The organism is Parashewanella curva (genome assembly GCF_003675895.1).
GTDB classification, from domain to species: Bacteria; Pseudomonadota; Gammaproteobacteria; order Enterobacterales; family Shewanellaceae; genus Parashewanella; species Parashewanella curva.
This window is the reverse complement of the sequence record NZ_ML014772.1, coordinates 1-18,637: the sequence shown is the minus strand read 5'-3', so window position 1 is coordinate 18,637 and position 18,637 is coordinate 1. Positions and strand designations below refer to the sequence as shown.

16 protein-coding genes and 4 tRNA genes are annotated in these 18,637 nt (G+C 40.5%); 6 read left to right on the top strand and 14 right to left on the bottom strand.

Annotation, left to right across the window (positions count from 1 at the left end):
- Nucleotides 1-145 precede the first annotated feature (145 nt).
- Nucleotides 146-1,621 (top strand): hypothetical protein, encoded by a 1,476-nt coding sequence (locus tag D5018_RS09210; protein ID WP_121838717.1) that lies wholly within the window; start codon nucleotides 146-148, stop codon nucleotides 1,619-1,621.
- A 51-nt stretch (nucleotides 1,622-1,672) separates the two neighbouring features.
- Here the strand turns inward: D5018_RS09210 and chrA are convergent, their stop codons facing one another.
- Nucleotides 1,673-2,815: a chromate efflux transporter gene (gene chrA / locus D5018_RS09205; RefSeq protein ID WP_121838716.1), complete on the bottom strand. Its 1,143-nt coding sequence runs from the start codon at nucleotides 2,813-2,815 to the stop codon at nucleotides 1,673-1,675.
- Between the two features lie 424 nt (nucleotides 2,816-3,239).
- Here chrA and D5018_RS09200 point away from each other — a divergent pair, with 424 nt between their 5' ends.
- From D5018_RS09200 to sseE, 4 genes are all read left to right on the top strand, one after another.
- On the top strand, nucleotides 3,240-3,713 hold the full coding sequence (locus D5018_RS09200) for a CesD/SycD/LcrH family type III secretion system chaperone (RefSeq protein WP_121838715.1): 474 nt from the start codon (nucleotides 3,240-3,242) through the stop codon (nucleotides 3,711-3,713).
- Complete coding sequence (gene sctE / locus D5018_RS09195) at nucleotides 3,700-5,310, top strand: type III secretion system translocon subunit SseC family protein (RefSeq protein WP_121838714.1); 1,611 nt, start codon at nucleotides 3,700-3,702, stop codon at nucleotides 5,308-5,310. Before D5018_RS09200 ends, sctE begins: the two co-directional genes overlap by 14 nt.
- A 13-nt stretch (nucleotides 5,311-5,323) precedes the next feature.
- Complete coding sequence (gene sseD / locus D5018_RS09190) at nucleotides 5,324-6,124, top strand: type III secretion system translocon protein SseD (RefSeq protein WP_121838713.1); 801 nt, start codon at nucleotides 5,324-5,326, stop codon at nucleotides 6,122-6,124.
- Between the two features lie 63 nt (nucleotides 6,125-6,187).
- Nucleotides 6,188-6,571, top strand: a complete 384-nt coding sequence (gene sseE / locus D5018_RS09185; RefSeq protein ID WP_121838712.1) for a type III secretion system effector protein SseE — start codon at nucleotides 6,188-6,190, stop codon at nucleotides 6,569-6,571.
- Nucleotides 6,572-6,646: 75 nt separating this feature from the next.
- Here the strand turns inward: sseE and D5018_RS09180 are convergent.
- From D5018_RS09180 to D5018_RS09165, 4 genes are all read right to left on the bottom strand, one after another.
- A tRNA-Pro gene (locus D5018_RS09180) sits at nucleotides 6,647-6,723 on the bottom strand.
- Between the two features lie 38 nt (nucleotides 6,724-6,761).
- Nucleotides 6,762-6,838 (bottom strand) — tRNA-Pro (locus tag D5018_RS09175).
- Nucleotides 6,839-6,843: 5 nt separating this feature from the next.
- Nucleotides 6,844-6,919, bottom strand: a tRNA-His gene (locus tag D5018_RS09170).
- 48 nt (nucleotides 6,920-6,967) lie between these two features.
- Nucleotides 6,968-7,044: transfer RNA gene (locus D5018_RS09165), tRNA-Arg, on the bottom strand.
- Between the two features lie 208 nt (nucleotides 7,045-7,252).
- Between D5018_RS09165 and D5018_RS09160 the strand changes: the two genes are divergently transcribed.
- Nucleotides 7,253-9,118 carry a sensor domain-containing diguanylate cyclase gene (locus D5018_RS09160; RefSeq protein ID WP_121838711.1) on the top strand — a complete coding sequence of 622 codons (1,866 nt, stop codon included), beginning with the start codon at nucleotides 7,253-7,255 and terminating at the stop codon, nucleotides 9,116-9,118.
- Nucleotides 9,119-9,138: 20 nt separating this feature from the next.
- On the opposite strand, the gene rep is transcribed toward D5018_RS09160, so the two are convergent.
- The 9 genes from rep to D5018_RS09110 all read right to left on the bottom strand — a co-directional run bounded on the left by rep (nucleotide 9,139) and on the right by D5018_RS09110 (nucleotide 18,599).
- Nucleotides 9,139-11,151 carry a DNA helicase Rep gene (rep, locus tag D5018_RS09155; RefSeq protein ID WP_121838710.1) on the bottom strand — a complete coding sequence of 671 codons (2,013 nt, stop codon included), beginning with the start codon at nucleotides 11,149-11,151 and terminating at the stop codon, nucleotides 9,139-9,141.
- 525 nt (nucleotides 11,152-11,676) lie between these two features.
- Entirely contained in the window at nucleotides 11,677-12,429 is a 753-nt protein-coding gene (locus tag D5018_RS09150; RefSeq protein ID WP_121838709.1) for a hypothetical protein, read from the bottom strand.
- 362 nt (nucleotides 12,430-12,791) lie between these two features.
- Entirely contained in the window at nucleotides 12,792-13,961 is a 1,170-nt protein-coding gene (locus D5018_RS09145; protein ID WP_121838708.1) for a hypothetical protein, read from the bottom strand.
- Between the two features lie 1,066 nt (nucleotides 13,962-15,027).
- Entirely contained in the window at nucleotides 15,028-15,675 is a 648-nt protein-coding gene (locus D5018_RS09135) for a hypothetical protein (protein ID WP_121838706.1), read from the bottom strand.
- 300 nt (nucleotides 15,676-15,975) lie between these two features.
- The gene (locus tag D5018_RS09130) at nucleotides 15,976-16,386 is read right to left on the bottom strand and encodes a hypothetical protein (RefSeq protein WP_121838705.1); all 411 of its coding nucleotides are present in this window, start codon (nucleotides 16,384-16,386) and stop codon (nucleotides 15,976-15,978) included.
- A gap of 87 nt (nucleotides 16,387-16,473) precedes the next feature.
- Nucleotides 16,474-16,989 (bottom strand): hypothetical protein, encoded by a 516-nt coding sequence (locus tag D5018_RS09125; protein ID WP_133309269.1) that lies wholly within the window; start codon nucleotides 16,987-16,989, stop codon nucleotides 16,474-16,476.
- A 23-nt stretch (nucleotides 16,990-17,012) separates the two neighbouring features.
- Complete coding sequence (locus D5018_RS09120) at nucleotides 17,013-17,822, bottom strand: hypothetical protein (RefSeq protein WP_121838703.1); 810 nt, start codon at nucleotides 17,820-17,822, stop codon at nucleotides 17,013-17,015.
- Between the two features lie 165 nt (nucleotides 17,823-17,987).
- The gene (locus D5018_RS09115) at nucleotides 17,988-18,230 is read right to left on the bottom strand and encodes a hypothetical protein (RefSeq protein WP_121838702.1); all 243 of its coding nucleotides are present in this window, start codon (nucleotides 18,228-18,230) and stop codon (nucleotides 17,988-17,990) included.
- Between the two features lie 153 nt (nucleotides 18,231-18,383).
- A complete protein-coding gene (locus D5018_RS09110; protein WP_243637416.1) occupies nucleotides 18,384-18,599 on the bottom strand; it encodes a transposase in 216 nt (71 codons plus the stop codon).
- Nucleotides 18,600-18,637 lie beyond the last annotated feature (38 nt).

The window sequence follows — 18,637 nt, the reverse complement described above, 5'->3', positions numbered from 1 at the left end:
TTCATGGTTATTATTTACTCACTTTCCTCCCTTGAATCCATATAGTAATGAAAATTAAACTTTCTTAACTTTGCGACTTAGCTCTTTACTCGTAAACGCAGCTATGAAAAGTTAACCACAGAGATAACTAACTTATTGAGTTTTAATGGCAAGGGCAACTGTCGAAGTAAATGAGATCAGTGGACTTACAGCAAAAGGTAGATCCAATGGCGAACCACTATGGAGTTGCGACTCAGCTAAAGTCTCTATTAAAACATCTAGCCGTTGGCATACAACAAACACAAAAGAGTTTTTAATTCGTATTTCCCGCAATCAGATCATTTCTGCTTGGCATGAGGGAGCTCCTCCCAAATGCTTCCCAACTTATCTTGACAGGCAAAAAATAAAAAACGGTGACTATTTTGCAAAAGACTTACATGTGGCTATCAGTAAACACGAACAAACAATTTTAAGAATATTCAACTCCAAAGCTGCGGAACAATATCAACCAGCACCCTCATCTCAATCCACGAATAGTAGCAACCTTTCGCAATGGAGAACCTATACCTCAACCGATCTTTCCAGCTCTGAGATAGCTCACTCTCAGTCTAAAACAACGCATGCAGTTGAGCAATCACAGGGCGAAAGTGTTCAAAATAACGCGTGGGTTTCTCCAAAAAAAGTCACTGAATTATCATGTTTATACCGCCCTAAATCAACGAAGCCAGAAATATCAGTTGATGCACATCTGCCAATTCATTCCTCAAAACGCTGCGCATCACTTTCTCATGCTCCACAGCATAAGCCATATACCGCATCCAGTTACTTATCACAACCTATAGATGAGCCACTCCTATATGATTGCGAAGTTTCACTATGTGGAGAGGAAAAACACCACACTCAACTACCTGTACGTCCAATCAAACCCAAAATAAGCACTCCACCCGCTCAGTCAAAAAATAAAGTGCTTATTTCTGCTTCTCAACCCATAGAGGTCGAATACCCAACCATGCTCTATGATCCTAGAAAAGGAGGTGCGCAACCACTTAATTACGAGCAACTTTTATCTGAAAATAAAGCACTCAAGGAACAATTAAGACAGACTCGGCTCGAAATAGCTCAGCTACAGCAAGCTACTAGAATACAAGAAATTAAAAGAATTCAATCTCAAGTTTGGCAATTACAGAGGGGTCACCAAATTCAATCGAAGCATCACGCAACACACCAACAACATCAAACAGCCGCACTCCAGCAATTTTTCAAAAAGCAACAAACCCGAGTCAAATTAGCTGAAGAAAAACTTAATGGGCAATGGGAATTGTTCCACCAATTGATGAAACAAGCGAAAATAAGAAATCAAGAAGCTGATCAAGCCTACCAGCGAGCTCAAGAATTAGAAGAACAAAATAAAAAGCGAGCAATATATCTCGACAGAAAAGCCAAAGAGCTTCAATGCCAAGATCAACAATTTAAGAGAGATCGAGCAGCTTTAGAAAGCGAAATTTACCATGAATATGTTGAAATATCGGAAATTTATCAGCAAATGAAGCCACATAAACATAAAAGTGCGACCAAACTCACTGCAAGGCTAGATAGTAAAATACACACATACCAAACAAGATCCCGTCCTAATCTACAGTGAATGCTAGAGGCTTACGATAACGCCCAACGCATGCACAAAATTGATGTTCAGCTAACGCTGTGCAATAACCAAACTAAGAGCAATAAGAATTATTCCAACGATAAATACATTAAGCTTTGCAAGACGGAGTAACAAGAAGCCAAGGGTGACAATGATAATTTCACTAATACTATTAACTGCCGAAGTTACCACAGGGTTAAACCATGCGGCTGACAGTACCCCTACCACACACGCATTTACCGCCCCTACAATACCTTTAATTTTTTGATTATTCGCCAAAGTAAACCAACCATTGATCACCGAAAGCATCAATAAAAAGCCCGGAGCAAAAATAAATAAGGTGGCTAATACGGCGCCAGCTAACGCACTGCCCTGCCATATCGACGCGCCTAAGAAACTCGATAACGTAAACATCGGCCCAGGGACCATCTGAGCAAAACCATAACCACTTAAAAAAGTTTGAGGATCTATATAACTACTCAGGCCATTTTGCAATAATGGCAACACCACATGACCGCCACCAAAGACCAAAGTACCAGATAAATAAAACTGCTTAAGCAGCTCTCCATTAACTGAACTTGGTAGCATCACCAATGCCAAAAGTACGACAAGAAACAGAATTAAAGGCATAAAACAGATAGATATATTTTGCTCAAGTTTCACGCCTGAATGTTGCCAATAACCAATTCCTGCCGCTGTTAACAGCAGCCCCACTTGCACCGCAACCGACGGCATCAATACCAGTGCCGCTGTCGCCCCAATTGCTATAGCCTTGTGTATGAGACTGTTACAAAAGCTTTTTGCCATAGATAACACTGCATCAGCTACCACCACCACCGCCAATAATTTTAATCCAGATATTAAGGTGACAACCCACTCAGAGGATGTCCATGCATCCACTTTCAGTAATAGGGCTAACCCATACATGATAAAAAATGACGGTAAAGTAAAACCAATAAATGCAGCAATCGCCCCTACAATTCCTGCTTTTTGGTAACCAATACCGAAACCTAACTGACTAGAAGCAGGACCTGGAAGAAATTGGCACAGCGCTAATGTATGACCAAATCGATCTTCATCAACCCATTGCAATTCATCAACAAAGCGACGTCGAAAATACCCAATATGAGCAGCCGGACCTCCAAAGCACACCCAACCTAGTAAAAAGAATTGCTTAAAAATTGAAATAACCACAAACACCCTTCCTTAAAGAGTTAACGCTGCTAAAAACAAGAAAATAATATGACGAAATCATTTCAATATAATGTCTTTGATAAGCAGTAAAGTGAGCAACACCCGATAAAAATCCACCACAACCAAGCTCATCTGACCAGTTAAATTTTACCCACTCTATTTTTCGATATTTTTCATTGTGGGATCTCTTATCCTTGAACTACGCCTTGCACGATTTGAAGACTTAAACAATAAATCAAATTTAGTGTCTATACTAAAAGACTATATAAGATCTAACTCATCAATAAGTTGCGTTCACTTATTCTTAAAATGAACGCCATAACAATAATCAAATTCGCGCTAAAGGTTAATAGTTACAAATGATTTAGCTATGAACAATGTTGGTAATTGATTCATAAGCATCTTGGCCCTAAGGAGAATTTTGATGGAACATGAAGATTTTGATGTTTTACAGAGTTTTATTTCACAAGGCGGAACATTAAAAATGCTTGCCGATGTGGATGATGAAGAGTTAGGTACCTTATATCAATACAGTCTCCAGTTACTTGCAGGTCAAGACTTTGAAGGCGCCAAACGCATTTTATATCTGTTATATCGTGTTGATTCATGGAACTTCGATTATTGCTTTACCCTCGCCCAAGTCTATCAAAACCTTGGTGAACACCACGAAGCTATATTTTTATTTGGCCGAGCAGGCATGATTCAAGTTGATAATCCACTTCCTGCATTTCAAGCTGGCCAGAGCTATTTAGCTTGCAAAAACTTGGAGTTTGCAGAGAAAAGCTTCAATGCCTCCATTCGTTGGAGCGCAGGGCGTCCGATATACGCAGAATTAGAAGCAAGCGCGCAATACGCACTTGAGCAGCTTGCTAAGGAGAATAAAGATGCCAGATCTTAACCGAGTAGGTCACGCCAATACTCACCACACTTATATGGATCCTTCTTTAGCTCAGAACCCAGAAGCAGCTCAAGGGGCACAACATGCCAAACTGCCTACTTTTAATCAAATTGCCCATGTGAGCTCAAATGCGTTTATGTTGGCTGATGAAATTGAAAAAAGGCAAGGCCTGATTTCTAGGCGTGAAGCAGACAGAGCTTTAAGGCATATATTCACTCAATTTGGTGAAAATGCAGCACCATCTATTGATGACATACCAAAAGCCAGCATGAAAGCTATGGTGTTGATGGCGACTAACCTGAGTATTTCGACTTTTAGTGATACCGCGCAAGCTAAACTCAAAGCTCAAAAAATCATGACGGATACTCAAGCTTATTTGAATGACCAAAAAGTGAAAAAGTATCAAGATCAAATGAAAGCCCAAGCCGATCAACAGGCAAAAGCGCGAAAGGCGGGAATTTTTACCGCAGTATTTGACTGGATAATCAGTGCAGCTGAAGCCATTTACGGCATATTTAAACTTGTCGAGGGTATCGCCTCTGCGATTGTTACTTTTGGTGCTGATGCCGAAGCTTATTTAGAAATCGCTGGTGGTGCCACCTACCTTGCAGCTGGTGCTGCCGGACTTGTAAAAGCCGCAGCCGAAACCTGTGCTCTAGCCGGCATTGGTAACAAAGCTATTGAAGATAAAGTCGCTGAAATTGCAGGTTATGTGCAATTAGGCTGCGAAATAGCTGGCATGTGTGTCGATGTGTTTGGTGCAGGCTTAGCCTTTAAAGCGGCTCGTGCAGGCGCAAAGGCCGCTGAAGAAGGGGTAAAAATTGCTGCTGATGTCATCATTAAAACTGGTACTGACTTAGCCGAAGCGACAGCTGGCGCATCTATAGACGCTGGAGCAGAAGGCATGGTGGAATTAGAAAAAATAGCAGCTAAAGAAGCTGTTGAGCAAGTATCAAAAGAGATCGCAGAACAAGTTGCATCAGATGTTGGCAGCTCAATCGTCCAGAAAATCTCTTCACAAGCCGCAGAAGTGGCCTCAGAAGAAGGCACAGAAGAAGGTGCAAAGATTGGCAAGAAAATACTCGTTAAACTCACAAGGCGTATGTTCAAGCGCGTATCTAAAGAGTTTGGTAAAGAAGCCATCAAAGAAATGACCAAAAAAGCCGTTCAAGAAGCCATAGAAGAAACCGCTAAGCAAGCAGCTAAAGAAGGTGGTGAAATCACTGAAGATACAGTAAAGGATATTGGTAAATTGGTCGGTAAGAAAGTATCGAATCGTTTACTGCGTGGAGCGGTAAAAATTTCAACTAATCTTGCTTTTGATTTGGCTCGAGGCGCGGTTCAAGGTGGCCAGCAAATCACAAAAGGAACTATCGCAGAAATTAGAGCTGTCACGGAGAAGGCGATTCAAGAGCTTATTGTTGAACAAGAGTTTCTTGAGTTTACCAGTGACTGGTACGACAAAACCAAACAAGATGAAACAAAATCAGCAAAAGACTTGATATCAAAATCAGGCACAGCTTTACAAGGTGCTACAGACGTCATCACCCAAACCGGTTCGATTCAAGCTCGAATCGCTGGATCAATTGCAGGATAAAGAGGTAACTATTATGTCAGGAGTAGGTTCAGTATCTGCAGGCGCATCCAGCGCAGCTGCAGCAAATACGCCCAACGTTGACGAAATGCATAAACACATCGATGATCTTGGAAAGGGATTAGACGGTGTTGACAAACACATGAGTAAGATCCACAAACATTATGCAAACATTACTAGCCAAATGAAGCCAGTTAAAAACCCAAAACATCAAGATGATAAAGATCTGAATGATCTGGCTAATGAAAGTGTGGACGATAAAAATTATGATACAGGTTCACTTGACGGCAGTGCCAGCATGGAAGGGGCCGCGGCGATTGAAGAAATCAACCAGCTCATGATCAAACTAGCCGATTTATTCAAAAAGCTGCGTAATATTCTACAGGATTTCAACGTAGTTCAGGACAAGCTTGCGTGGGATATTACACTCGCATCAATGGCTCAAAAACGGGATGGTATTGAACATGCCATGATTGGTATGGCGATATCTGGTGCGGCGAGCATCGCCGGTGGTCTATTCAGTGTAGGCTTCGGCTTAGGTGGTGCGGCAAAAGGCAGTGAAGCCCTCGGTATTTTGGGTCAAGGCCTTGGCCGTATGACTGATGGTGCCGGTTCCAGTGCCAACGCGTGGCAAACTCAGGTAAGTGAAAACGCCAAATTAATCGGTTCATTGGATGAAACCAACGCCAACACCTACATGAGAAAACTGGGTGAAACCATGGAAAGAGCACGTAGAACCTCTACCGATATGGTATCACTTCTCGTAGAACTTACTCAGTTACACAGAAGTTTAGAAAACGCACTAAGCGTGAAATAACCTGACTAAGGCTCTCACAAAGTGACATTTTGCGGTGAGAGCTTCTTTTATTAAGGAGTTACCATGGACGAAGTCACCCACTACCTCCAGCAGCAAGGCATTGAAGTGCAGCCTGCTTACTTTGGTGAAAGCCAATTTGAGTACGGAAAAACCTTAGAAACTGAACAATGGCGGTTAATTTATCGGGTTGACGATCATATTATGACCGTTTGTGAAATGAGCAGTAAAACCGAGCCTGAGGGAATAGGTGGTGCTCTTCTTGAATTAATCCGCCAACTTAAAAAATTCAAAAAAGAAGTTAATTCTTTAAAGCAGGTTCGAGGGAGAGTCTTTAAAGACTTTGGAACTCCGCAAGAGCGAGAGCAGCACCAAATGCTTGAACAACTTCTTCTAAAGCAAGGAGCAAGGATTCAAGATGATGTTGAAGGGCCTTGGTTGGTTTATTAGCCCAAAGTTATTCTTGTTCAGATACAACAAAGCCCCGAATTCAGTCGGGGCTTTTTGCATCTTTATAAAGATAAATGGTCGGTGATAGAGGATTCGAACCTCTGACCCTCTGCTCCCAAAGCAGATGCGCTACCGGGCTGCGCTAATCACCGAAATAGGTGTAAGCTGAAATGTTCAACTTAAAAGAAAGTGGTCGGTGATAGAGGATTCGAACCTCTGACCCTCTGCTCCCAAAGCAGATGCGCTACCGGGCTGCGCTAATCACCGAGAGGTGGGGTGACTGATGGGACTTGAACCCACGACAACCGGAATCACAATCCGGGGCTCTACCAACTGAGCTACAATCACCACATTTACATTTGCTAACAGAATATTCGGATACCGCTTGATTCCAAATGGTGCGCCCAGAAGGATTCGAACCCTCGGCCTCACCCTCCGGAGGGGTGCGCTCTATCCAACTGAGCTATGGGCGCTCAATCCGGTTAGCGCGGCATATACTAGGGATAACTGATGCCGCTGTCTAGCACTAGTTGCATATTTTTAATTATTTGCTCATCTTTTAGCAGTTTAACTCAAATTTTAAACACGGGCTGGTTAAAATTTGTCTTGGCAGTGTAACAGATTCATGTAATTCTAGGGGGTAATAGAAAAAAGATAATATGACTGGAGAGAGCGTATAAAATGGAATTTGACGTTATCGAGCCCCAATTACCAGAGCAAGAACATCTCGACGGTCGTCTTGAAAAAAGAATCCAACGCCTCAAGGGTATTCTTCATACCTACAAACACGCAAAAATTGCTCGTGATGTTTTAATTGAGATATCCAACCTCTCCGAGCGAACCTCATCATTACAAGACTTCTACAAAGAAGTGCACTTATTGCTAAAAAAAATTATTGCTGCAGATAATTTCTATGTCGCCAGCCTTTGCCCATTGACCGAAGACATTGAGTTGATTTTCTTTATTGATGAAGAAAAGCCAAATCGAGACTTAATAAAACTCGAAAATATTTCAGAATTACTTAAATTGGGGTTAACCGGCTACGTCATTCGAACAGGGCAAACCTTACTTTGCGATCGAGCAAAGTTTAAGGAAATGATAGCCGCGAATGAAGTTAAACAAGTCATGGATCCATTAGTTAACGTTTGGCTGGGAACCCCTATCATTCGCGGAGAGCAGGTACTTGGCGCACTCGTGGTACAAAGTTATCAACAAGGTGTGACCTACAGTGATAGTGACATTGAGTTGATGAAGTTTATTTGTCAGCACATTGCTGGCGTTTCTGAACGCATTGAACATCAGCACAGTATGGAACAGGCCATTACGATTCGCACTAATGAACTTATCCATACCCATAATGAACTTAAGCAAGAAATAACTGAACGAATTCAAGCAGAAAAACTGCATAAGACCCTATTTGAAATTGCTAGCCTATGCCATGATGATTTGGATGACGAACACTTTTATCAAAAACTCAGTAAGATATTGAAGCAGTTTTTAGGAGATGGAAATTGCTACATTTCCTTATACGATCCAGAAAATCACAGTTTATTTTTTCCATTTTGTGCCCAAGATGATAAAAATAAACAAGTCATGCCGAAGCAGCGTCCATTTTCTGATGGCTTGACTGAATACTTAATGAAATGCGAGCAAGCACTGTTGCTTGATAAGTCAGATTTGAGTCACCTTGTCGAAGATAAGCAAATTTACCAAAATATGGACTGCTGCCCTATTATTCTTGATATCTCACAGTGGATGGCGGCTCCACTCTATATCGATAACCAAATCAATGGTGTCCTAGCACTGTATCACTCCAATCCGGATATTGAATACCATGAGTCAAATTTAGAATTACTTAATTTCGTGGCTCAACAAATTGCCATTGCCATTGAGCGCAAACGTGCGGCAGGCATTATGCAGCAAAATTACCAAAATCTTGAACGGGAAGTGAAACGACGCACCAGTGAGCTAGCTAAGGCGAATAGAGAGCTTAAAAAAGAAATCACTCTACGCCGAAAAATGGAATTACAGTTAATTTATGATGCCAACCATGATCCTCTAACAGGCCTTCCTAATCGTGCTATGTTTATGGAAAGATTGGAGCAAGCCATCAGCCATATACAACGCCACCCAGAACGACAATTTGCATTGATGTTTATTGACCTCGATAAGTTCAAACGAGTCAATGACACCCTTGGTCATATTGAAGGTGACCGATTTTTGATAGAGACCAGCGATCGTTTAAAAATGTGTGTTCGACAAAACGACACCTTAGGCCGATTAGGTGGAGACGAATTTGTGGTGTTATTAGACAGCATACAATCGCCACTAGATGCGATTGAAATTGCTGATCGCATTTTACAGCTGCTCTCTAACCCTTATATGTTAAGTGGAAAGAAATTCTACTCAAGCGCCAGCATTGGTATTGCGATAAGCTCAACAGAAACAGAAGAAACTGAAAAGCTGTTACGCTCTGCGGATCATGCTATGTATCAAGCCAAGGCCAAAGGCCGTGGCCGTTACGAAATTTACCAGTCTCCACATTAAGTGAGCTTAATTAAAGAAAATTAGCCTTTTAGCATATTTCTCAGATTAGAAATATTCGCTTTACCCGTTTGCTGACGTTGCTGCTCACTTTGTTTTGGCTTTTGGTTTTCCCATTTCACATCATCTTGTGGCAATTCCATTAAAAAGCGACTCGGCTCTGTACGCATGGTTTCACCGAATTGTCGACGCTCTCGGCAAATCACAAACCACAACTCTTGTTGGGCGCGAGTGATCCCTACATAAGCTAAACGTCTTTCTTCTTCAACATTATCCTCATCAATGCTAGTTTGATGGGGCAATAATCCTTCCTCCATACCTACCATAAACACATATGGGAACTCCAAGCCTTTGGACGCATGCAAAGTCATTAGCTGTACCTGATCGCCCGCTTCTTCCTCACTGTTGCGCTCCATCATGTCACGCAGTGTTAGTCGAGTAACGACCTCTGGTAAAGTCATAGGTTCATCTAAATCATCGCCATTGAGCATTTCTGTCACCCAGCGATACAGCTCAGAAATGTTCTTCATCCGCATTTCTGCTGCTTTAGGGCTGGTGCTGTTTTCGTACAGGTAATCTTCGTAATTAATATTGCGGATCAACTGCTTGATGGCATCAATTCCCTCACCTCGCTTAGCGATTTCCCCAGTATCAACGATAAACCTTCCGAACTCATACAGCGCCTTACAAGCCGACGGATTAAGGATGTGATTTAATTCCGGCTCGAAAATGGCGCTAAATAACGAAATGTGTTTCTCATTAGCGAAGTTACCTAAATGCTCCAAAGTCGCTGGTCCAATACCTCGCTTAGGTAAGTTAACCACACGCAAAAACGCATTATCATCATCAGGGTTCACCACTAAGCGTAAGTAAGCCATGATGTCTTTAATTTCAGCACGAGCGAAAAATGAAGTTCCCCCACTGAGCTTATAAGGAATACGATTGGTCATCAGTGCCCGCTCTAGCAAGCGAGATTGATGATTGCCACGATACAAAATGGCGTATTCACCATAACGAGTTTTCCCCATAAACTTATGGCGAACAATTTCCGCCACAACGCGCTCGGCTTCTTGCTCTTCATTGCCGGCCATGATCACTCGCAGCGGCTCACCATAAGCCAGCTCACTAAACAGTGACTTTTCATATACGTGGTCATTATTGGCGATCAGAATATTGGCAGCTTTTAGAATCCGCTGGCTAGAACGATAGTTTTGTTCAAGCTTGATCAATTTTAATTGAGGGAAGTCTTTGCCGAGTAGCACAAGGTTTTGTGGTTTTGCTCCACGCCATGAGTAAATTGACTGATCATCATCACCCACCACGGTAAAGCGCGCTCGCTCTCCAACCAATAACTTTACTAATTCATATTGGCTTGAGTTAGTATCTTGATATTCATCCACCAGCAGATATTGAAAACGCAATTGCCAACGCTCTTTAGCCACTTCGTTATGTCTAAGTAATAAAGTAGGCAGTAAAATCAAATCATCGAAATCGAGCGCATTATAGGCTTTCATGTGCTGAGCATAACGCTTGTAGAGTAAAGCAAATAACTGCTGTTGTTCACCCTTAGCGGTTTTAATGGCATGGTCAGGGATCATCAAATTCCCTTTCCAATTTGAAATCGCTGACGCTAACGCTCGCAGTAGGTCTTTATCTTCTTGTAATTCTTTTTCGGTGAGCTCTTTTAGTAAGGCAAGCGTATCTTGATCATCAAACAGCGAAAAACCCGCTTTTAGCCCCAGCGTTTTATATTCTTTTTTGATGATCTCAAGGCCAAGAGTATGAAAAGTTGAAATCCATAATCCACGAGAAAGTTGCTTACCAATGGATTGCGCTACACGTTCTTTCATTTCTCGTGCAGCTTTATTCGTAAAGGTTACTGCAGCAATATTTCTGGCTCTGTAACCACATTTTTCTAAAAGATAAGCAATTTTATTAATGATCACCCTTGTCTTACCACTGCCTGCGCCAGCTAACACCAGACAAGGGCCAGAGACATAGTGTACCGCTTCATTTTGACCAGGGTTGAGTTTCATTAATCGTAATTTACCATGCTAAAACTCAGATCCTAGCGTATTTTGGACACTGTTTGCTACGATTTTATATCCTGCCAACCTGTATTCAACAGTGTTTTTTCATGCCATGAAGGTATTCAAAACAAGGCACAGCTCACCGTAAGTAGTTATTAACTATCATATAAACGCTAGGGGCCGTATATATACTCGTGATACTTGAAGATGCAACTTTCAGGGCTTGTTCAGCATTGCATTATTCGAGACGTGAAAGTGAAGAACTAGCGGGCTAATTTAAGCTTTCACAACAAAGAAGAATCAATGCTGAAAAGCCCGCACAGTGCGAGTTTAATTGCCATTTATACTGCGTTACTTACCCTTGAAATAGAATAACTATTACTGCGGGCAAGTGCCTTGTCTAAATGGCAATTAATTCTCGCTGAAATCCTGCATCTTCAGGTATCACGAGTATAGCCTCTAGCAACTAAAAGCTGTTCGTTTTAATCACCTCACAGCTTCTCAAACAAAAAAATTTAAACACCTTTATGATTAAGCTTTCAACAAGGCTTGCTTATACTCTTCAATCATTTGCTGTTTGTCTTGAGTTACACCAAAGTGCAGTTCCATTTTTTCGAATAAATACTCCCAAGAACGAGGAACGTCAGTGTTATTCAGCCATGACTGTATACATTTGTTTGTTTTGGATATCACTCCATCATGAACAGTATCTTTTTTATTTAGTTCATAAAGAGTCGTAGTAATGAACTCTAACCAAAATTGCTCTTGAAGCCCTTCATCTTGCGCAGAGATAAATTTTATCAATGAATCGTGCCCTACTCTCAGAGAAGCCATTTTAAACAATGAAACTGTCGCTGCCAGCTTGTCAGGTATACTTGCTGCGACGACTTTAGGCTGTACAGCTTTTTTAGCCGTAGCTTGAGGTTGCATTGCTGGCTGAGAGGAAAATGTTGGGCGCGTACCTAGTGCAAACCGATCAGTGTTTACGGGTTGAGATGCTGTTCTAGACTGTTGAGGGTCATGTGAGTGATTTCGTCTATAAGGATCAGAATATTGTTCTGAGTAAGTTTGGCGGTAGGGGCTTCTAGATTCTGAAGGGGCTGAAGGTTCAGTGCTCCCAGTTTTCAGCATTCGGCTTAGCTCTTCGCTTGCGGCTCCCATCTCAGCATCCCTCATAGACTTCAAAAAATGCTCTGTCGTTCTAATATGTTCATACTGTGACTCAGTAAGCCATTTTTGTATAATTGTTGTAGTGATTTCTTCCAATCCGCCCCCCTTCGACATGCAATTACTCCTTATATTGTCTACTTCCTGTCCATTTGGATCCCTTAGCAAGTACATTCCAAACGTCTTGTAATGATTACTAATAGTCGTAAGGAGCTTACTAGTTCTTAAATGGGTTCTTGTTATAAAATCTAAAGTTAATTCCGTTGTTTTTGCAACCGATGAACCCCGCGCTTGCTCGCCAAAATGCCTTCTACTATATTGAGTAAATGAACCATGAGTAGTCGATGGAATAGACATAATATATTTACCTTAACATTGTACGGTCGAAATTGTAGTTTTCACGACAACTCAACACATTGAAAATATTAAGGTATATAATATTGATTGAATTCTGTACACAAGTTGAATTGATACAGAATTTATACATTTATTAATTTCCATCTAACATTCTTGACGGCTTGCCTAAATCGATTGGCGAGAATGGGGTTAGCTTCAAAATTAAAACTATCCGTTAGCAATAGAATAAAGTCATTCCATGTTTTATTTGGATTACCGTCCAGCCATTTTTGAATGCATTGCATAACGCATTCCTTCATATCATCTGGATGATTGTTTTTAAAAAAGTCAAAGCGTTCAGCATTACCATATAACTTCTCGCAGGTTACCTTTAGATACGGGTCTGCTTGTTCAACTATAATATCAACCAGTAGAGTGACTTCTTGCTGTGTGTTAATCTCACGTAAAGTTGGTACACGGTTTAAACCATGAGCTTCTTGCCATTCACATTGACAAACACCTTCAATAAGCGGATTGTTCTCACTTGGGTCGATGCGAGGTGAAGCCGCTTCTTTTTGGCGCTCTTCTATAGAAACAAAGTAGTCAACTATATCTTTAGCAATATCTCCCATATTTGCACTGTTCAATATATTGAAAAAGTCAAACCAGTTTCGGGTTCTCGCATATTTCTCTTCAGTAAGCCATATCTTAATGTATTCCTCGACCAACTCCTCTTGATCTAGGCTGGAATGACTTTTTACAATGAAATCAACATACTGACGATTAGGATCATTCAACAATTTCATCGCAAACCATCTACTGTCCCCAAAAGCAATTCTTTTGGGTATGGAGTACTGACTGTTCCTAAGTGCTGTATGTAAAGATTTTATGGTTTGAAGTGACAGTTCAGGGATTTCTAGTGGCGATGATTTTACTTCTGATGATATAGAAACCAGTGCTTCGGTAAACGATTTAGCTTTTTTGCTTACCGGAGGAGCTAAGTCAACTTGTAACTGCTCTTGCACTACGGTTGCTATAGGATAAGGGTTTCCAATAGGTGATGTTGAGGTGGGTGAAAACACCGTATACTGAGAAAAATCTGTTACGTCACCTGTTTCATTCGGATTATGACAAAAATAACCGCCCTCCTCCCCTTGTAACTCAGGCTGTATGCCACTTTGCTCAACGGTGTATTGATTTGTCGTAGTAACAATACAAGTTTGCTGAGGTATAAGGGGAGGAGCTGCTTGCATCTTCTGCGTTCGCCACGGAAGACTTGGAATTAGGTGTTCTAAAATGCGGCTAACGGCCATTTTAATTCTTAACTATTTAATCCATATAATAATTTTAGAAATAATGAGCTGAATTGTTGCTGAATGATAACCGACTTTATTTTTTCCTAACTTATGCCATTAATCCGAATTGAAGAATGCTCTCTATGCAAGAAACAATGAGTTTAAGAGCATGGCACAAATTTCCATAATATCGGGGTAATTTGAAACATAGCTTTGGAAGCCTTTGATCTTGTCCTTCGGGGCTGACCAGTTGCCCAACAAGGATTGGGGGATCCACAGTCACACTGAATAAAGCTCGCTTTTAAAAGCATCAACTATGACTTAACGTGTTTAAGGAAATCTATATAGTGGTTTAGAGGCTTCTAATTAGATTTTTGATTGACCGACATACAAAGCTGTGGTTACTTCTTTTTTACACCGACATTTGACAACATCGTGTAAACCAAAAAGTCTTTAATTTGGTACGCACCCTAGCCCATTTCAATTGTGATGCGCCACGATTTTAATGAGTTATACCAATTACAGTAATTAATCTCTCACTCAGCAAGAGCTAAAGGTTTTCAGAACAAAGACAAGCCCGAAGTACTATCGGGATAATTCAAGAGCTTGTAATGCAGTAATCGAAAGCTTTAGCCTTACCCTTTGGGAGCTTGTATGCGGTCAAATTCCTGCTCAAAATTGCTTTGACGTAGAAAAACTATGTCTACATCAATTTCGATTGTACTTTGACCGCATTCACAGCTCTGAGTTGAGCATTTAATTACTGTAATTGGTATTACCTTTAACCCTAAGAACATCAGTTGAACGCTCAATAAGTTAACATCTACCTGAGTTAGCGATAATTTCAACTTTTTCATCATTCACCGAATGGATGAAACGCTCTACGTTCACAAGCTTGCTAAAATGCCCGCTAGCAGCGTTGTAACTTTTGCAAGTAGAGCATTTTTTACCGCCATACAAAACTGGCGTTACAGCTTTTCTACGCTTGAGAACGTAGCCAACTGATGTTTTTAGGTTAACTGCAAGGCGAAGATAAATATGGGGGCATCAACCATAAGCAGTTGTCATTTTCATATTGATATCTTCAACGCTTCCCAGCCAACTTTTTTGCCTGTTGGTCTTTATAAGTACCTATTTGGTCAAGCTTCGTTGGAAAGTGGGTTTCTAACCTAGAAAAAAGAACATCCCAAGTTTGAGGAATGTCTTTTTGATGATCCTTCCACCAGTTGATTGCTGCTTCTAACACTTTGTCTTTGCTGCCACTATTCTTAACTAACTGATAAGGGGCATCACCGATAATTCCCTGCCAGAACTCAGTGATATTAGGTTCATCTTGAACGAGAAGAAATTGCCAAAAATTCACACTGCAACCTTCTACTTTCAATTTTTTTAAGTCTAAATTCCAAAATTTCTTTTTTAAGACTGAATAATCTATATTTTTACTAACTTGTTGGGCACCTGATGCAGATGTACTTGTATTTTCAGGGACTGAAGTACCTGAAGATTCACCTACTGCAAATTTTTCATCTTGTTGCCAACCCGCTTCTGTTTTAAAAGGACGGGCGGCGGGTTCCATCGTTGGTGGAACTTCATCTTCACTTTTTTCACCACCAGCAGCATTGTCACTAATTTGCAACGATTCTAAACTTAAATCAGTTTGAGTTTTCGGCTCTGCCATTGCGTTTAGGCCGTATAAACCTCTTGCATAACTGTGCGCCCCCTCTACAGCCATAGTGTCTCCTTAGTAGCATGAAATATCAAACTTCAACCAATTCCCATTAGAGTTCGATGTCGATGTCTATCTCATATTGATATGACCTTTGCTCTTTAGCTGCCAATTTACATTTTTTAGGCTAAGTGTAAGAGTTCTGGTTTTGATATCCTTTCTATGATTTTTTCTGAAAACTATCCTATTCGATGAGTTTCTACTGATATATGCTATAAATTTTCATCAATTTGATTCGTTAAATCTATCAATTAGCGACTGAATATAAAGTGAATGAAACGATAACAAAAATGAATTACGATAGGTCTAAGATGAAAGTTGCAGCTTTGCTTGCGCTATCGTTGCTGTTAACTCTTCATCAACAGTTAAGTGCACCGCCATTATTTCAAAGAGGTCTTTCCATGTTCGCCCTTCATGACTTAAACATAACCATTTTTCAATTACCGCTTTGATTAGCTCGACTCTCTGCTTGTTCTTATAGTCTACTTTCATTAATCTTAATCCAGACTTTGAGATAAGCTTACTAAGAAAAGGGGCCAAAATAGGATCTTCGAAGCTCGCAATAACACTAACAAATGACACTTCAAACTCTGCGCTTTCTTTTATTTTGATATCAGTAAATGCTTTTAAGGTGACTCGTTGCTCTAGACTACGGAGTTCGTTAACTTGATGCTCTGCTACAGGAATTAGCTGGTGTTCAAAGTGGCAACTTGTCAATATTCCCTGTTGCACTAGAGACCATACTACAGCCTCTAATGATTATCTACCTCAGCTTAGTCATAACCTGACATTTCAAACGAGTGGTCATAACTCGGCTATTGATTCCCAACTGTGCCACTTGGGTACACTGGATATATTTCTTCCCAATAGGGGGCTGAGTTGTACTGCAAGCTCCCCTCCTCTTCCTATTCGAATATCACTACAATATTTTTGCAATTTGTTCGTTTTTCTATCACCTAAATCAGCACTGTTTTTCTCGAGAAAACGCTCCACAATGTCTAGAAAATGTCCCCATGATTTATCACCTGTTTCATCTTCTTGTAACCATTGAGTAATGATCTCTCTCATTAAATATTGATTACTTTGATAAAGGCTTTTGCAGTCTTTTAAAATAATTACTATTTTCAACCTACCACCTTCAAGAAACAGTTCTTCGCCGAACATTTCTAGTTGTGAATCATTAAGAGAAGATAAGGCTAAAAACAAACTATATTCAGTCTTGTTAGTAAGGTTTGATATACTTTGTACAGACAGCCGTCCCCCTAGCGTTCCTTCGGCACTTGCCATAGGCACTTCAGAAGGCTGAGTTACAGAATTCAAACTGTTTTGTCCTTCCACTTCGCCTATATATTCTCTAATTTACCCGCTAATGCTTGTTGTTTTGCTCTTCTTAGGGCGAAAAAAAAGTGTTGCCACGTTCGAGAACTTTGGTACTTATCATCCGTTAACCAAATTTCAATGTATTTTTCTGCACGCTGTTCGAATTTTAAATAATGATACTCACTTTTAATTTTATCTTTTAGCTCACCATTTTTGTCATCAAGTAACGTCATCACAAAACCTAGCTCATCTCTCATAACGGCCAATGTTGAGACGGAATGTTCGAGCTCAGGTATTTGCTCATGAAGGTATTTAATGGTTTGCAGCGTGAGTTTGTGCTTTGTTGAAACAGGACACGTTGTTACTGAGGCTGCTTTTTGTGTTGAATGTTTATCAACTTGAAGCACTTCGTGTTCAACAGGCGGCACACAAACGTGTTGCGGTTGCGGCTTAGAGTTAAACCCTATGTGCCCCATTGGATAATGACTAACATTTGTAGGCATTTCGCCTTGATGATAGTTAGCGGGGTATGGTTGTGGACTAGGCTCAGCCTCCCATACTCCTTGCGGCAGAGTTTGATTTGGCTCATAGGAGGGACATGGATGATATGAATGTGAGTGCTCAGAGTGTGAATTAGAGGTTACAAAATACCAATTATCCCCTATACCAACAACTTGCTCATTGCCATTGCTAACATGAGAAGTCAGCTTTACCATTGTTACAGTATTCGGCACTACGGATTGACGGCGACGCCCCACCGACCAAGGTTTATCCCAAGGAGCAAAAGGAAATAATGATTTTAACACTGCAGTTGGACTAAACGTAGAGCTCATACCAAACCTCATAACACAAAAAATCGATATAGAACGCTATACCCAATAAACACTATTATGGGTTTGTTTACTGAACAAAGGCAGAACCTCTTTAGGGCTACTGAATTAAATTATCTTTACCTGTTCACAATTAAAGCAACAACCCCATAAAAATTATCCTTTACCTTACAAAAACTTGCTTTCACTCTGGGCTAAATATTTTTTCGCATTAACCAATATCAAAAGCAGTATTTCATCTTCGCGTTTTTTTCCTACCTGTTGCCAATAGCGGTCAAATAAAGCAAAAAAATACTCCCATGTAGGATTAGAATGTTTTTCTAACCAATAGCGAAATATTGCTGCTGGCAACCCCGCAGGACAGGGTCTTCTAAGAGGTTCAACAGCTAATGAGTCATAGTAAATATCCATTTTACCTGTAAATATTTTGCATAGTTCCATTAGGTGAGGGATTTTTTGTTGTTCAAAAATGCCATAAAATTAATGACACTGTTGGTCGGTTTTCCTAACTGTTGAAGTGCAGACATGGTTACCCTCCGCTGCAAACCTGTTGGTGGTAAGTACCTAACTAAAAGTTATCTCATATTTTGAGCAATAATTATCCAAAATGGTTTCGACTGCTTTTTTGAGTTTCGAGTAAGTTTCGTAAGCACTAATGGATAACCACTCGTATTTGATTTTTCGCCAGAGAATTTCTATTGCATTAAGTTCAGGTGAATACGACGGCAAATATCTAATCTCTAAATTGTATTGCTCTGCCCATAACCAAGCATAATTTATAAATTTTTCTGATGTGTGAGTTGGAGCATTATCAACAT

What these genes read in the sequence shown, in the direction of transcription:
- D5018_RS09210 (WP_121838717.1), top strand. Translation starts at nt 146, where the DNA reads ATGGCAAGGGCAACTGTCGAAGTAAATGAGATCAGTGGACTTACAGCA.
- D5018_RS09200 (WP_121838715.1), top strand. Translation starts at nt 3,240, where the DNA reads ATGGAACATGAAGATTTTGATGTTTTACAGAGTTTTATTTCACAAGGC.
- sctE (WP_121838714.1), top strand. Translation starts at nt 3,700, where the DNA reads ATGCCAGATCTTAACCGAGTAGGTCACGCCAATACTCACCACACTTAT.
- sseD (WP_121838713.1), top strand. Translation starts at nt 5,324, where the DNA reads ATGTCAGGAGTAGGTTCAGTATCTGCAGGCGCATCCAGCGCAGCTGCA.
- sseE (WP_121838712.1), top strand. Translation starts at nt 6,188, where the DNA reads ATGGACGAAGTCACCCACTACCTCCAGCAGCAAGGCATTGAAGTGCAG.
- D5018_RS09160 (WP_121838711.1), top strand. Translation starts at nt 7,253, where the DNA reads ATGGAATTTGACGTTATCGAGCCCCAATTACCAGAGCAAGAACATCTC.
- rep (WP_121838710.1), bottom strand. Translation starts at nt 11,151, where the DNA reads ATGAAACTCAACCCTGGTCAAAATGAAGCGGTACACTATGTCTCTGGC.
- D5018_RS09150 (WP_121838709.1), bottom strand. Translation starts at nt 12,429, where the DNA reads ATGTCGAAGGGGGGCGGATTGGAAGAAATCACTACAACAATTATACAA.
- D5018_RS09145 (WP_121838708.1), bottom strand. Translation starts at nt 13,961, where the DNA reads ATGGCCGTTAGCCGCATTTTAGAACACCTAATTCCAAGTCTTCCGTGG.
- D5018_RS09135 (WP_121838706.1), bottom strand. Translation starts at nt 15,675, where the DNA reads ATGGCTGTAGAGGGGGCGCACAGTTATGCAAGAGGTTTATACGGCCTA.
- D5018_RS09120 (WP_121838703.1), bottom strand. Translation starts at nt 17,822, where the DNA reads ATGAGCTCTACGTTTAGTCCAACTGCAGTGTTAAAATCATTATTTCCT.
- D5018_RS09115 (WP_121838702.1), bottom strand. Translation starts at nt 18,230, where the DNA reads ATGGATATTTACTATGACTCATTAGCTGTTGAACCTCTTAGAAGACCC.